The sequence below is a fragment of the Streptomyces sp. NPDC058758 genome (assembly GCF_042746075.1).
Classification (GTDB): Bacteria; Actinomycetota; Actinomycetes; order Streptomycetales; family Streptomycetaceae; genus Streptomyces.
In genome coordinates this window covers 14,308-29,454 of sequence record NZ_JBHYPS010000064.1, presented here as the reverse complement: position 1 = coordinate 29,454, position 15,147 = coordinate 14,308, and the positions used below count along the sequence as shown (strand labels likewise).

7 protein-coding genes are annotated in these 15,147 nt (G+C 65.5%); 3 read left to right on the top strand and 4 right to left on the bottom strand.

The genetic code is table 11. The features are described from left to right. From ACFW6A_RS37415 to ACFW6A_RS37405, 3 genes are all read right to left on the bottom strand, one after another. The coding region (locus tag ACFW6A_RS37415; protein WP_386646288.1) for a hypothetical protein at nucleotides 1-259 on the bottom strand (259 nt) is incomplete at its 3' end. A 159-nt stretch (nucleotides 260-418) separates the two neighbouring features. Next, nucleotides 419-1,249: a hypothetical protein gene (locus tag ACFW6A_RS37410; protein WP_386646285.1), complete on the bottom strand. Its 831-nt coding sequence runs from the start codon at nucleotides 1,247-1,249 to the stop codon at nucleotides 419-421. Between the two features lie 382 nt (nucleotides 1,250-1,631). Next, nucleotides 1,632-4,616 carry an FG-GAP repeat domain-containing protein gene (locus ACFW6A_RS37405; protein ID WP_386646282.1) on the bottom strand — a complete coding sequence of 995 codons (2,985 nt, stop codon included), beginning with the start codon at nucleotides 4,614-4,616 and terminating at the stop codon, nucleotides 1,632-1,634. A gap of 738 nt (nucleotides 4,617-5,354) precedes the next feature. Here ACFW6A_RS37405 and ACFW6A_RS37400 point away from each other — a divergent pair. The 3 genes from ACFW6A_RS37400 to ACFW6A_RS37390 all read left to right on the top strand — a co-directional run bounded on the left by ACFW6A_RS37400 (nucleotide 5,355) and on the right by ACFW6A_RS37390 (nucleotide 13,801). Further along, the gene (locus tag ACFW6A_RS37400) at nucleotides 5,355-12,437 is read left to right on the top strand and encodes a polymorphic toxin-type HINT domain-containing protein (RefSeq protein WP_386646279.1); all 7,083 of its coding nucleotides are present in this window, start codon (nucleotides 5,355-5,357) and stop codon (nucleotides 12,435-12,437) included. A gap of 20 nt (nucleotides 12,438-12,457) precedes the next feature. After that, nucleotides 12,458-12,913 carry a hypothetical protein gene (locus ACFW6A_RS37395; RefSeq protein WP_386646276.1) on the top strand — a complete coding sequence of 152 codons (456 nt, stop codon included), beginning with the start codon at nucleotides 12,458-12,460 and terminating at the stop codon, nucleotides 12,911-12,913. Between the two features lie 81 nt (nucleotides 12,914-12,994). After that, nucleotides 12,995-13,801: an IS5 family transposase gene (locus ACFW6A_RS37390; protein WP_386646291.1), complete on the top strand. Its 807-nt coding sequence runs from the start codon at nucleotides 12,995-12,997 to the stop codon at nucleotides 13,799-13,801. Between the two features lie 52 nt (nucleotides 13,802-13,853). On the opposite strand, the gene ACFW6A_RS37385 is transcribed toward ACFW6A_RS37390, so the two are convergent. Then, nucleotides 13,854-15,008 (bottom strand): aromatic acid exporter family protein, encoded by a 1,155-nt coding sequence (locus ACFW6A_RS37385; RefSeq protein ID WP_386646273.1) that lies wholly within the window; start codon nucleotides 15,006-15,008, stop codon nucleotides 13,854-13,856. Nucleotides 15,009-15,147: the final 139 nt, after the last annotated feature.

The following is a 15,147-nucleotide window of genomic DNA, read 5'->3' as shown; positions in this document are numbered from 1 at the left end:
CCGGGAGGCCCGCCCCGGCGCCTGCCGGGTCGGTCATCGGCTTCGTGCCGACGGCGATGACGACCTTCCCGGGGAGGGTCGTGCCGGACTCGACGCTCGGGTAGAACCGCGGCAGCGAACGCGGCGCCGCCACCACGTCGTACCCCGACAGCCTCAGCTCGTCCACCGCGGTGGCAGTGGGCGGGGCGAGGAGTGTTGCGGTGGTGAGGAGCCCGGCGGCCGCGGAGAGTGTGGCCGTGCGGCGGGTGAGGCGTCTCATGTGTGTCCTTCACGAGGCGTGTGGGCGATCACCGGCGGGGCGTGCTTGCCGGGCGTTTGCGTAGGGGTGCTGGCTGGAGGGTCATGGCCTGACGGGCCGGGCGTGGCAGGGCTGGTTGAGCGGGCCGTGGCCGGCTTGGTGATGCCGCGGGTGGTTTCGTCAGGTGTGGGTCGGCTGGTGGCAGGGGTTGGTGTCGGCGGTGCTGGGATGTTGTGTGTAGGGGTCGGTCCGGGGCCAGGCTTTGGTCTTGCTCGTGTCGTCGGAGAAGAGGGGATGGATGAAGCCGTCGTCGGGGCGGGTGCAGTCGTTGTTGCCGATGGCGACCTTGTAGACGAGTGGTCTGACTTTCCCGTGGTGGACGGTGAGTTCGAGGCTGCGGCGGACGACGACTCGGGTGGCTTCGAGGCCGTCGGGGACGATCTGTCTGCCGCCACTGGTTTTGGTGACGGCGTACACGAAGGTGTAGTCCGCCTTCACACGCAGTTGGCCCGCGACGACCTGGTAGGTCATGGTCCCTTCGGTCCTGGGGGAGCCGTGGACGCGTACGTCGTCCGGGTCGAAGCGGGTGACGAGGTGTAGCGGGTCGGGGTTTTCGCCGGGGTGGGTGAGGGTTTGGTCCAGGAGCCGGCGGGCGGGGTCGTCGGCGGCGGTCAGGGCGAGCGCCTGTGCGGGCGTGGCGCCGGTGAGGGTGTCCTCGGACAGGTTGGTGTCGACGAGGAAGTCGTGGACGGAGTCGAGACCCGCGTATACCTGTGCCTTCGTCAGGCCTGGCCCGGCCTTGGCCTCGGGCAGGGGCATGCCTTCGATACCGCTCTTCCAGGCCGCGGCCTTCGATCCGCGGAACGGCATTCTGACCGTGGCCGGCCAGGCGTCGGGCCACAGGGCTTCTTCCAGGGCCTGCGGCGCGTAGGGCTCGTTCTCGGGCCGCTCACCGGTGACCGACGTGAGCCATGCTCCCAGACCGCCCAGGACAAGTGCCCCGGCACCCACGCCCAGAATGACCTTTCGCCGTCGGTTCCTCCGGTCACGGCGCAGCTGTTCCTCGCGCTGTGGGTCTGAGCGTTCGGCTCGAAGGCGCGCGGTGAAGTCTGAGGGATCGATGGACATGTCTTCCTTCCCCTTTTCGTGCCGCCCGTGCGGAACGAAAGGCCCCCGCGCTTTCGTGCGTGGGTGTGTCGGTGGTGCCTGCCGGCAGGCGGGGTGCCGGTGGGTGAGTGTGGGGATATGGCCACACTGCCAGCGGGTTGTTTCCGGGTGGGCTCTGCCGGACCCGGTGCCCAAGCCGTGGGCTGGGGGTTTTTGAGGTGGTGGTGTGCCGGCGGGGCCGGGACGGTGGTGTCCTGGCCCCGCTTGTGGTGAGTGGTGGGGTTGTTTATCCGAGGGTGTGGATGCCGGTAGTCCAGCCGCTTTCGCCGACGAGGGTGGCGGTGCTGTGGGTGGTGCGGCCGCCCTTGTAGAGGTGGAGGGTGCCATCGCTCTTGACGGCCCACAGGTCGGGGATGCCGTCCGCGGTGACGTCGGGGGTTCCCTTGATCATGGGGATGTTGGTGGCGGACCAGCCGGTGGTGCCATAGACCTCGTCCTTGCCGGTGCCGGAATTGGCGGCGATGGAGATGCTGTTGAGGTCGAGCCCGCCGCCGGTGGCGGCTTTGCCGTGACGCAGGAGCAGTCCTCGTTCGGTTTCAGGTCCGCGGAAGACGAGGTCGGCGATGTTGTCGCCGGTGACGTCTGCGACGTTGACGATGTCGCGGTCGCTCCAGGAGTTGGCGGCCAGGAGGCGGGCGCTGGTGAAACTGCCTCCGGTGTATCCGGTGAAGGCCCACAGCTGGTCCCCGGAGACGGCGAACGCGTCGGTGAGCCCGTCGCCGGTGACGTCGCCGGTGACGGTGAGCTCGGTGAGCGTGGCGGGGCTGGGGGACCCGGCGGGCAGCAGGATGTCGAGCCGGTCGTCGGTGTTGAAGCTGCCGTATCCGTCACCAGGGTAGAGGTAGAGCTTGCCGTCGGGCATGCGGGCGATGATGTCGTTGACGCCGTCGCCGGGGTACCAGTCGCCGGCGTGACTGATCAGAGCGTGGGTGGTGGCGGTGTCGCCCCAGTAGCCGTCGTCGAGGAGTCCGGTGGCGTTGTAGGCGGCGGGCATATGGATATTGACGTCGCCTCCGGGCGGGGAGGGGTAGTTGCGGAGATTGCCCAGGGCGTCGATGGCCAGGAGGTCGGGTGTGGTGTCGCCCGTGGTGTCGCCGAGCGGGTCGGTGACCTTCCTGGGGGTGACATAGAAGTGGTACTTGGCGGGCTGCGACCGGTTACCGGCGGTGTCGATGGCCCAGGCGTACAGGGTGTTCGCACCGGCCATCGGCGGTTTGAGGGACCGGGTCTGCGCCGCGCCCTGGGCGGTGGCCACGTCGACGGCGGTGGCGGAGTTGGGGCTGTTGAGGTTGTACTCGTACCTGATGACCCCGGTGTCGCGGGGGTTGGTGTTGAAGGTGAAGTTGCCGGCGGCGCCGAACTCGACGGTCGACCAGATATTCATGTCGTCGCCGGGCTCGGGGAAGACGACCGAGGCGATGTCGGGGCTGGCAGGAGCGTTCTGGTCGACGAAGAACTGGCAGTAGCTGTTGGTCTTGGGCGGTCCGAAGGCCGAGATGCCGCCCTCGGTGTCGAGGGAGCGTGCGCTCCAGGAGTATGTCTTGTTGGAGGTGAAGCGGCTCCAGGGCAGGGTCACTGCGATGGCGCCGTCACTGTTGGGGGAGTAGGTGGCGTCGTGGATGGGGTTATTGACATCACCGGTGGGCCAGATCTTGAGGTTGAGCTTCGGGAAGAAGCCGTCGTCGACCCGTCCGGTGACGCGGAAGGTCACATCGGTCTTGCCGATGGACGGGAAGGGGGCGGTGATGTCGCACATGCCGCCCGGCGTCATCCGCATGGCGGACTGGTACGGCTCCTCGGGGGTGTGGTTGTAGAGGGTCTCGATGTACGGGGAGTACTCCCCGTTGGCCATGAACTTCTTCCACGCGTTGGTGTCGGCCTCGTTCGCGGCACGCAGGCTGATGCCGATGCCTCCCCAGCCCTCGTTGGCCCCTTCCTGGGCGAACGACTTGAAGTCTGTGGAAACCCACTTGTCGGGGCAGGATCCCGACTGGTAGCCATGCCCGTTGGTCTGGCTGCCGATCAGGCGCCCTTGGGAGGGGGGGTTGTTCCAGTCGCTTGAGCTGGTGACTGCGCCGGACATGTAGAGGTTGTACTGGCGTGCGGAACAGCCCCAGGAGTAGGTCTGCACGAAGCGGACCCAGGACTCCTTGATGGTTGCCCCGTGCAGCCGCATCGGGTGTTCGAAGTTGAACACGGAGCGAGAGGTGGCCTGGGTCGTGGATTCGTACCCGACGCGGGCCTCGTTGGTGCCGTCGTTGAAGTTCTGCCCGTCCAGGAAACTGGAGTTGGGGTACTTGTCGTACAGCAGAGCCCAGTGGATCTTGCGGGCCTTGAACGTCGGATCGATGAAGACCGGGTAGACGACGTCCGGGTCTTGCAGCAGACGCGTGTCCACGGCCAGGTCGAGGACTCCTTGGCCGTCGAGGGTCGCGTCGAGGACCGCGTCGTGGCTTCCCGGCTGCGGTCCGGCAAGTCCGGGCAGAGCCAGGGCAGCGGGTCCCGTCGGCGGCTCGGGGGCAGGTGCGGGGGTGGATTCGTCCAGGGTTGCCTTGACCTCGCCGGCCGAGTCCCACAGGTAAGGGGTGGGGGAGACGGCCATCTCCTGGCCCGCCGGATCCAGGGCACGCACGACGTTGCTGTCGGCGTCGAGCTGGAACGTCAAGGTGCTCGAGGACAGCCGGTAGTCGAGGTCCGCGAGTACGGGGTCCTTGGCTGCCTCGGGGGTGTGCACGATCAGCACGTGCGAGTAGCCGCCGTCGCGTGCCGTCATCAGAAGGTCGATGCCTGGGCGTACGTTCTCGTACAAGGCCCGCGGCCCGTCGATATCCGGTGCGGGCAGCGGACCGGGCCAGCTCACTACGAGCTCGTGGCCATCGACCTCCATCCGTACCAGCTCGCTCCAGCCGATGCCCTCCTCGACCCCGGCCAGAGAGACACGCCGGCTAGACGCCCGTGACGCCCGCTGGCCCGACCCCTCGCTGCCGTCGCTGAACAGCAGCGGATTGTTCACCGCGGCGGGAGCGTAACCGCCCTCGACACGCTGCAGACGGGTGTCGATCTTCTTCCAGACACCGCCGACCTTGGCACGGATCGTGTCGTTGTACGTACGCGTCCGCAGCAGCCCGTCAGGCTGCGCCCACGTCGTGGAGTGAGCTGTGCGGTCCCCGGTGATCTCCACGTCCTTGCCAGTCCGCCGGGCCTCGCGCATCGCCTCCCCGACCGGGTCTGGCGTTTGGACCGCCGGCTTGACGGCGGCGTTCCGGGGCGGTGTCTTCTTCGGCTGTCCACCGCTCTCGTGCATTGCCAGCGGAAGCACGAACGCGGCCGCGACCACGGAGGCCAGCGCTGCATAGAGCCGACCGCGGCGCCGTTTCGCGCCAGCGGCTGGCAGAGGCTGCTCCTGCGGCGAAGCGTCCTCAGGTACTTCCGGCATCGGGGCGTCCATGGGTTCCTTCCCCCTCGGGCGCCTGGAGGCCGAGCTGCCCTTGGAATTTCTGTGTACGCGCACACGTGTGCCAGCCGAGCATGCCGCATCTTCACGATTCCGTCACCAGCCGACCGCCACGAGGAAAAGGTGGAACCGGATGCTTCAGGAAAGGATTCCTTCAGCCCGGAGCTGACCTCGCATGTCGACAACACACCAGGTCAATCGGGTCAAGACGTCATGATCGGGACTACTTGACAGGTTGTTGTACCCGAAATGCATTCGAGTAAGCCATAAAGACGGAAACAGCCTTTCATGACCCTGATTGAAGTCCGATGGCACCTCATGTGAAGACCGCCCGGAAAAGAACAAGCAGAGCCCGAATTATCTGGTGACAGACCTCACGGAAACCGCGACACTGTGGATTTCTTGTGGTGACGGCCTGCACAATCTGCTGGCTATTCATCGTTTTCCACGCGCGGCGGGCACACACCCCGGCCGGCGGTGGAAGTGGGGGTCTCAATGTCCTCGTCCATCCAGGGACGTCCGTTCCACCTGCCCGCCTTTAGGGGCAAGCGCACACCGCGCAACGCCGCCACCCGGCGCGCACGCCGCCGCGCGGGCGCGGCGGTCTCCTCACTGCTCGTCATGGCGCTGCTGCCGACCAACGCCTGGGCACTGCCTCCCACCGACCCGCAGTCCCAAGGCGTCGTCCTGCCCCCGCTCCAGAGAACCCCCAAGGCGCCCGCGGACGAAGCCCAGATCGAAAAGTGGAGCAGCTGGGCCGGCGCCCCAGTCGAGCCCCCCGCCGAGTACGTCCCCGTCGATGACACGCCTCTGGCCGCGGACACGGGCGCAACGACCCTCACGGCCACAACATCCGGGCTCGTTCAGGTGGAAGACCTGCCGGTGAAGATCGGCAAGGCGAGTCCCACCGCCGAAGACCCGACACCGCCCGCCCCTACCGGCACGTGGGAGGTGGAGGTCGAGAGCCGCTCCACCACCGAAGCGTCGGCCCTCGACGGCGCCCTCATCACGGTCACACCCCCCGCCGCCGGGTCCACCCCCATCGACCTCGAGCTCGACTACAGCAAGTTCGCCGATCTCTTCGGCACGGAATGGGCCAGCCGCCTGCAGATCAAGCAGCTTCCCGCGTGCTTCCTTCAGACCCCTGAACTGCCCGAGTGCAACACCGCCATCGACGTCCCCAGCGTGAACGATCCCGCAACGGACACGGTGCGCTCCACCATCGACCCCGCCGACAGCCCGGTCCAGGGCCTGTCCACCCAGGCCGGCGGCGGCCCCGTCGCCCTGGCCGTCACCGACTCCGGCTCCGGCGCCGCAGGCAACTACAAGGCATCCCCGCTTTCCCCGTCCGGCACCTGGAGCGCCGGCGGCAGCAGCGGGGGCTTCACCTGGACCTACCCGCTGGCAGTCCCCGCGCCTCCGGCGGGACCCGCCCCGAAGGTCGCCTTCACCTACTCTTCCCAGGCCGTCGACGGCAAGACGTCCGTCGCCAACGGGCAGGCCTCCTGGATCGGCGACGGCTGGGACTACAACCCCGGCTTCGTCGAACGCCGCTACCGCTCCTGCTCCGACGACCGCAAGAACAGCCCGAACAACGACAACGCTACCGACAAGAAGAAGTCGGACCTGTGCTGGGCCAGCGACAACCTCGTCATGTCCCTCGCCGGCAACACCACCGAACTCGTCCACGACGCCGACGGCCGCTGGGTGCCGGCCAGTGACGACGGCGCCAAGGTCGAATACCTCGACAAGAACGGCCAGCCCAAGGCCGAGCAGACCGGCAAGTACGACAGCGAATACTGGCGCGTCACCACCCGTGACGGCACCCGCTACTACTTCGGCCGCAACGACCTCGACGGAAGCGCTGGAAGCCGCACCCTGACCAAGTCCGCCTTTACCGTCCCCGTCGTCGGCAACCACACAGGCGAACCCTGCTACCAGACCACCTACGCCTCCTCCTTCTGCACCCAGGCATGGCGCTGGAACCTCGACTACGTCGAAGACATCCACGGCAACGCCATGATCATCGACTGGACCCCCGAGACCAACCGGTACGCCAAGAACGGCAAGACGCAGCAGGCGGAGACGTACACCCGCGGCGGCTACCCCACCCAGATCCTCTACGGCCTGCGCAGCGACAACCTCACCGGACCGCCCGCCGGCAAGGTCGTCTTCAAGGTCGACCAACGCTGCGAAAAGCAAGGCCCCACCGCCTGCTCCGACAGCGAGTTCGAGTCCAAGAGCTACGCCGACAAGCAGCCCTGGTGGGACACCCCCGCCAACCTGCACTGCAAGACCGGCACCACCGAGCGCTGCTACGTCACCGCACCCACCTTCTGGTCCCGCCTCCGCCTCAAGGCAGTCGAAACCTACGGCCAGCGCACGTCAGGCTCCACCGCACTGTCCCGCGTCGACACCTGGACACTCCAGCAGTCGTTCCCCAAGCAGCGCACCGACACCCACCCGCCGCTGTGGCTGGACTCCATCAGCCGTACCAGTTACGGCACCACCACGGACAGCAAGGGCAACCAGAGCAGCGAAGCGACGCCGGCCGTCAGCTTCATCCCGAACCAAGTCGACATGCCCAACCGAGTGAAGACCGCCACCAACGACCCGACTCCGGACTTCGACCGGCTGCGCGTAGAGACCATCCGGACCGAAACCGGCGGCGACATCTTCATCGACTACTCCGCCCCCTGCCCCGCCGGCACCCCCACCACCAAACCCGAGAACAACACCAGCCGCTGCTACCCGGTCCACTGGTCACCCGACCCCGACCTGGAAAACCCCGGCCTGGAGTGGTTCAACAAGTACGTCGTCGAACGCGTCATCGAAAAGGACCGTGCCACCGGCCAACCCGACGTGGTCACCACCTACGACTACACGGGCGTAGCAGGCGAAACCGGTGCCGCCTGGGCCAAGGACACCGACGAATTCACCAAGCCCGAACTGCGCACCTACAACCAGTGGCGCGGATACGCCAGGGTGTCCGTCACCCGCGGCGAGAACTACCCCGGTACCTCAGGCGGATACGACAAGACCGAGCAGACCAAGACGACCACCCGCTACTTCCGGGGCATGTCTGGCGACGCTGGCCGCCCCGAGATCACCGTCAAGGACTCCAGTAACACCGTCGAGCTAGGCAAGGACCTCCTGCCTTACCAGGGCCGCGTGGCGGAAACCATCACCTACACCTCCAGCGCCGCCTCCGCCACCGTTCACACCCGCACGTTCGAAACGCCGTACGCCAAGGAGACCGCCAGGCGAGTACGCGGCGGCGGACTGCCCGACCTGAAGGCCTACCGCACCGGCACTGTCACTGCTCAGACGATCGAGAACACCAGCTCCGGCACGCGTAGCACCCTGACCGAAACCGCCTACGACGACACCACCGGCGTCATCAACCCCTACGGCCTGCCGCTCAGGATTCACACCACCGTGAGCGACGCCGTAAGCGGCACCGTCGACGAGCAGTGCATTACCACGGACTACGTGCACAACACCAGCACCAACCTCATCGGCCTGCCTTGGCATACCCGCACAGCGACTGGATCGTGCGCCATTGCAGGGCCCGCGCCCGAGCGGACCATTAGCGAATCACGTACGTCCTACGACGCGCTCAACAACTTTGGCACTCAGCCCACCAAGGGTCTCGCCTTCCAGATCGACACTGTCGACAGCGAAGGCACCGGCTGGATTACCAGTACACGCACCGCTTACGACGCCCTCGGCCGCGCGATCAAGGTCACTGACGCAGCCGGCAACGACACCACCACTACCTACACGCCCGCCACCGGCCCCGCGTTCAAGATCGCCACCTCCAATGCCGCAGGGCACACCACCACCACGAGCTACGACCCCGGCCGCGGAACGGCACTGACCGTCACCGACCCGAACAACCGCACCGTCACCAACAGCTACGACGAACTCGGGCGCGTCACAGACGTCTGGACCGCCTCACAGACCCCCGCAACGGCCAAGGCTGCCGTCAAGTTCGCCTACCAGCTTGCAGACAGCAAGGTGCCTGCCGTCACCACCAGCACCCTGCGCGACAACGGTACCTACGACGACACCGTCACCATCTACGACGGCCTTCTGCGCCCGCGCCAGGTCCAGAGCGAAGCCCTCGGCGGCGGAATGATCGTCACCGACACCCTCTACAACCCCAGCGGCACCGTCCGGGAGACCAAGAACGCCTACCTCGCCCCGGGCGAGCCCAAGGCCGAGACCTTCTTCCCCGAGACCGTCTTCGAAGTCCCCAACTCCACCAAGACCTCCTACGACGGCCTCGGCCGCCCTACCCGCGTCACCACCCTCAAAAACGACGAGCCTCAGCACACCACCACCTCCCAGTACTACGGTGACCGGACGCTAGTACGGACCGCGATGAAGCCCGACGGTTCCGGCCCCCTGGCCAGCAGTCGCGCCGTGAAGACCTGGACCGACGCGCTCGGCCGCACCACGAAGATCCAGCACTACACCACGCTCCCCATCAGCGACGCCGCCAGCATCGTCACCACCTACGCCTATGACACCCGCGGCAAGCTCGCCAAGGTCACCGACCACAAGAACAACACCTGGACTTACACCTACGACACCCGCGGCCGTGTCACTGCCTCCACCGACCCCGACACCGGCGGCGGCACCTTCGGCTACAACAACCTCGACCAGCGCATCTGGTCCAAGGACACCCTCGGCCAGGTCCAGTACACCCTCTACGACAACCTCGGCCGCACCACCGAAACACGAGACGACTCCTCAACGGGTCCCCTCGTCACCCGATACACGTACGACACCCTCCCCGGTGCCAAGGGCCATCCCGTAGCCTCCATCCGCTACAACAACGCCAAGCCCTACACCAGCGAAGTCACCGGCTACGACACTGAGTACCGCCCCACCGGCACCAAAATCACCATCCCGGCCGACACCTACACCACCGGCCTCGCCCGCGACTACACCTACACCTACGAATACACCCCCACCGGCAAGCTCCAGGCAGTCAACCTCCCTGCCACTCCCGGCGGCCTCGCAGCCGAAAAGGTCATCACCCGCTACAGCGGCGAAGGCGCCCCCCTCACCACCTCCGGCCTCGAGTGGTACACCGCTGGCACCACCTACAGCCCCCACGGCCAGGTCCTGCGCACCATCACCGGCGACGCACCCCGCCGCCTGTGGACCACCAACGACTACGACCAGCACACCGGCCGACTCAACACCACCGAAAGCCTGCGCGAAGCCACCATCCCCAACGCCCACATCTCCACCCTCACCTACGGCTACGACACCACAGGCAACATCACCTCCCTCACCGACAAACAGACCAACATCACCAACGGCACCCCCGTCGTCGCCACCGAGCAACAATGCTTCGCCTACGACCCCATGGGCCGACTCATCAACGCCTGGACCGGCACCACCACCTGCGCCACCAGTACCACCGAAGGCGGAGCCCGTGCCCCTGACGCCACCCAAGTGACCCCCGGCATCAACGGCTCCGGCTACTGGCAGTCCTACACCTTCGACGAAATCGGCAACCGCACCAGCCTCACGGTCCGTGACCCCGCCGGCACCAAGCCCGCCGAAAAGTACACCTACGATTACGGCAAGACCGTCCCCAACAACGGCACCCAAAGCACCCTCGCACAACCCCACACCCTCGCCGCAGTCAACTCCACACAGAACATCACCGGCTCCACCTACACCCTGCGCCAGAGCTACACCAGCAACCCCGCAGGCAACACCACCCAGCGCATCACCGCCGGCGGCACCACCACCAAGTTCACCTGGGACCGACGCAACAAGGTCACCTCAGCCGACACCGACAACAACGGCACCACCGACGTCACCTACCTCTACGACGCGGGCGGCAACCGACTCCTTGAAGCCGATGCCACCACCCGCACCCTCTACCTCGGCGACACCGAGATCACTGTCAACACCACCGGCCAAGCCACCGACGCGCAGCGCTACTACACCCACCCCGGCGCACCCACCACCCTGCGCACCACCGCAGGCAAGACCACCGGCCATAAGCTCACCGCCCTGCTCACCGACCACCACAACACCTCCACCGTCGCCGTCGAGCAGACCAACAACCAGGCTGTGACCCGCCGCGCCTTCGACCCCTACGGCAACCCCCGCGGCGCCGAAGGAAACTGGCCCAGCCGGCACACCTTCCTCGGCGTAGGAATCGACGACCCCACCACAGGCCTCACCCACATCGGCGCCCGCGAATACGACCCCACCACAGGCCGCTTCATCTCCGCCGACCCCCTCGTAGACCTCACCGACCCGCTCCAAATGAACGGGTACACCTACTCCAACGGAAACCCCGTTACCAACTCCGATCCCACCGGACTCAAGCTCGATGACGGATCCGGAGGTAAGGGCGTCACGTTCTACGAGAACACCCAATGGGGTGCGTGGGATGGCACCACCATCATTGATGCAACATACGCAGCGATTCAGAAGGTAGTTCTCCTCGACAGCGGACCGCACAAGAAGTGGCCCCGCAGGCCTTCTACCGTGGGCGGCAAGAAGTTCGCGCAAATGGCGGCGAAGTATGACCCGACTAACGGAAGCGTCGTCGACCAGATTTCATTCAAAATGTGGGCAGCTGGTGCAGAGAGTGAGGAGATTGAATACTTCCGATCAAACTACTGTGAATTTGTCACCTGTTACTCATGGCTAGAGGCACTGGAAACAGGAAGGAACATTGACTCTCCGCTTTACGACAAGACGTTCGGTGAACGGGTGGGTGAATCCCTGGCAGGCGGCCTCGGGGTACGCGCTCTAGGTCTAAAGCCAAGATCTTCCAGTAAGGGTGGATGTCCAAACAGTTTCGTGGCTGGCAGTGAAGTTCTACTGGCTGACGGGTCTGTGAAAAAGATTGAGGAAGTCGCAACGGGAGACAGGGTTCTTGCGACCGATCCCGTCTCAGGCGAGACGGCAGTCGAGACTGTGACTTCGCTGATCAAAACCGATGCTGACAAGGAATACGTAGAGCTCAAGGTCGCGGCGGCCGGCGGTGTTTCCCTCGTTGTTAGTACGAAGCATCACCCCTTCTGGTCTGAGAGTGAACAGAAGTGGATAGACGCCGGTGACCTTAGGCCTGGAATGAGCCTACGCACCGACGGTGGTAGCGCAGTCGAAGTGGTGAGTGCCAGGACGTACTTGGCGCGCGCCGTCACGTACAATCTGACAGTCTCGGACCTGCATACGTACTATGTGCTGGCGGGGGAAACCCCAGTGCTGGTTCATAATTCGACTCCTCCGACACCTCCAGGCGTTGTGTACTTGCGAACTGATTTGATCACTGGGGAGGAGTACGTTGGTCAGGCGAAGAGTTGGGCTCGCTTCTTGAAGCGTCAGCGAGAGCATGCGAGAGATTACCCAAATAAGTCATTTACATTTGAGGTGCTTGGTAGGGCGAACCCTGGGCAAGATCTCGACGTTCTTGAGGAGAGCTGGATGCGTGCCGGTGGCGGAAAGAAGGCGGTGCCTGGGAGTGTCCTTGAGAATAGTCGAGTGCAGATGAGTGATGAACGCTACAAGGCTGCTGGAGGGACTGTATGCTAGGGAGCTATCGGAAGGGAGATGTGCTTGCCATTCCGGTGATCGGAAAGCGGATCTCTTTTGCTCAAGTTGTCGAAAGACTGCGTGGCAATGTGCTGCTGTCGGTTTTCTCTGAGCTTTTGAGCGCTGAAGAGTCATATGAAGTTGATTCTCTCGAGCTGGATGATCCGATCTTTCTTCTGGAGACCATGGATCTTCGGATTAAGGAAGGTGTCTGGTCGATTGTAGGGAATCGTGACATTTCTGAAGAGATCCTTGCTCCCGTGTACAAGGTTTGGGTCGAGCCTCCCGGAGAGTATCGAGTGCAGGATATCTACGGAAATTTGGGAGCATCTCTTTCTCTGGATCAGGCGAGCGGAATGAGGCTTCAGAAGTCGTTTTCCCCCGCCGTCGTTGAAGCGGCCCTTCGTGGGTTTCATGGACTTGGGCCGTGGCGTCCAGCATTCGAAGAGCTGGCTTTCGTGTCTCGCCGTGAGTGAGCCTTTTTCATCCTGCCCCTGAAAGGCTACAAGGCCTGGTCAGCTGGGGTGGTGACGTGGCAGAGCCCCCGGTCGTTGGCGGTGTCGATTCCACTCGACACTGCCGACAGCCCGGGGGCCCTGTTGGTTCCGTATCCTGCCACGCTCGACGTCTCGTACGAGCTGGTCGAGCATGTCTCCTGGCTGATCTACGCCCGAAGGCGTGAACTGAACTCGCCATGGAGACGGCTCGGCTGCTTCAAGCAGGCTCTCCTCACGCTGGCCCACCTGCGGAAGAACGAGACGTTTACCCAGCTCGCGGCCGGCTTCGGCGTCTCGACCACGACTGCCTGGCGCTACGTTGACGAGACCCTCGATGTCCTCGCGGCCTGGACACCAGGTCTGCACGAAGCCCTGACCGGTCTGGGCGAGGGTGACTTCGTCATCGTCGACGGCACGCTGATCCCCATCGACCGCATCGCCGCCGACGAACCCTACTACTCGCAAAAACACCGCAAGCACGGCATGAACGTGCAGGTCATCGCCCGCCCCGACGGCACACCCCTGTGGTTCTCCCACGCGACACCCGGCCGGACCCACGATCTGACCGCGGCCCGGGCCCACGGCATCGTTCAGGCCTGCCTCACCAGAGAGATCCTCGTCCTGGCCGACCGCGCCTACCAGGGCGCCGGCGCCACCGTCCGCACCCCATACAAGAACCACCGCGAACAGCCCGAGCAATACCAGCAGTTCAACCGCGACCACGCCCGCCTGAGGGCTCCCGGGGAACGCGCCTTCGCCCAGCTGAAGTCCTGGCGCATCCTCCGCCGAGCCCGATGCTCCACCCGCCGCATCGGCACCATCGTCCAAGCCATCCACACGCTCCTGACCTGCAACTGTTCAGGATGAAAAAGGCTCAGTGAGTTTTTTTCGCCCTTCAGGGCGGGATGAGGCGGCTCGCTCAGGGTTCGGGGGTCAGGGCTTTGCGGCCTGAGTGGAGTTCGGCCAGCAGGCGGCTGATGTCCGTGAGGACGGTTCCCTGGAGGGTGTGTACCGTCGGGGTGGCGTCGGCGGTTGCGCGTTCTTGCTGTTCTGCTCGGTCGAGTTCTGTTTCCGCGTCGGCGATCAGTCGGTCCAGGCGCCGGGAGTCGGTGGGGGATGTCCGGCCGATCTCCTGCATCGCTGTGGCTGCTTTTCGCAGCAGCGTGCTGGAGGCGGTCCGGAAGGACGCCGGCAGGTTCTGGATTTCTTCGTTTTCGAGGGCGTAGTCGACGGTGCGGGTCAGGGAGCGCAGGTGGTCCATGGCGCGTTCGGCGACGGTGACGGCGTCACGGGCGCGGGGCAGGGCGGCTTTGGCGCTGTCGGCGGCGCGGCGGGGGTGGAGGCGGTTGTTCTCGATCTCGTTGTCGATGCCGGCCTGGATGCGTTCGCATTCGGCGGCGATTTTGTCCCAGTCGCGGCGCCAGTGCCGGATGCGCTGGGTGTCGGGGTTGTTTCCTTCGAGGATCTCGGCCAAGTCGTCGAGGCGGCGGCTTATCGCGGTGTGCAAGTCGGCGACGGCCTGTTGCCTGTGGTGGACGTGGCGGGCGGGCGCCAGGACGAGGTGGGCGGTGAGACCGCATAGCGCGCCGAGGGCCACGGAGGCGGCCAGGTGGCCGATGTAGTCGATGCGTCCCTGGCCGGAGGAGAACGCGAAGAAGCCCACGATGGCGACCTGGGTGCCCTGTTGACCGAACCGTTCGCTCCTTCCCAGGCAGAGCGCGATCAGGGTGAGGAGTCCGAACGTCCAGCCGTGGATCCCCGCGGTGGCGGCCAGGCATGCCGCGAGTGCGGCGCCCACCGCCATCGCCAGCAGGTACTGGACGCAGTCGCGCACCGAGCGGTACACGGTGGCCTGCAGGGCGACCAGGGCGGTGAACGGTGCGAACGTGGAAACGGTCGGCGGCAGCAGGTAGCGGGCGATCACCCAGGCGGCCATGGCCGCGACCACGGATTTGGCGCCGAGGACGAGGTTGTCACGCTCGCTGCCTGAGCTGCGTGCGGCCCGCCGCAGGTATGCGATTTTTCCAGCGGCGGCCGCTCGTATCCGGCAGCGTCTCTCGCCCGGTCTGGGCACAGTCCATCACCTCGCCAGAGCGTGTTCCCCTCCAGCCGAGATCAAACGTCGGCGGCACGAAGCGGGATGGTCAGGCGGCAGCGGCTGCGGCTGCGGCCCGGGCTCCTTGTGGCCCCACTCGATCTCGGCGCGTGGACCG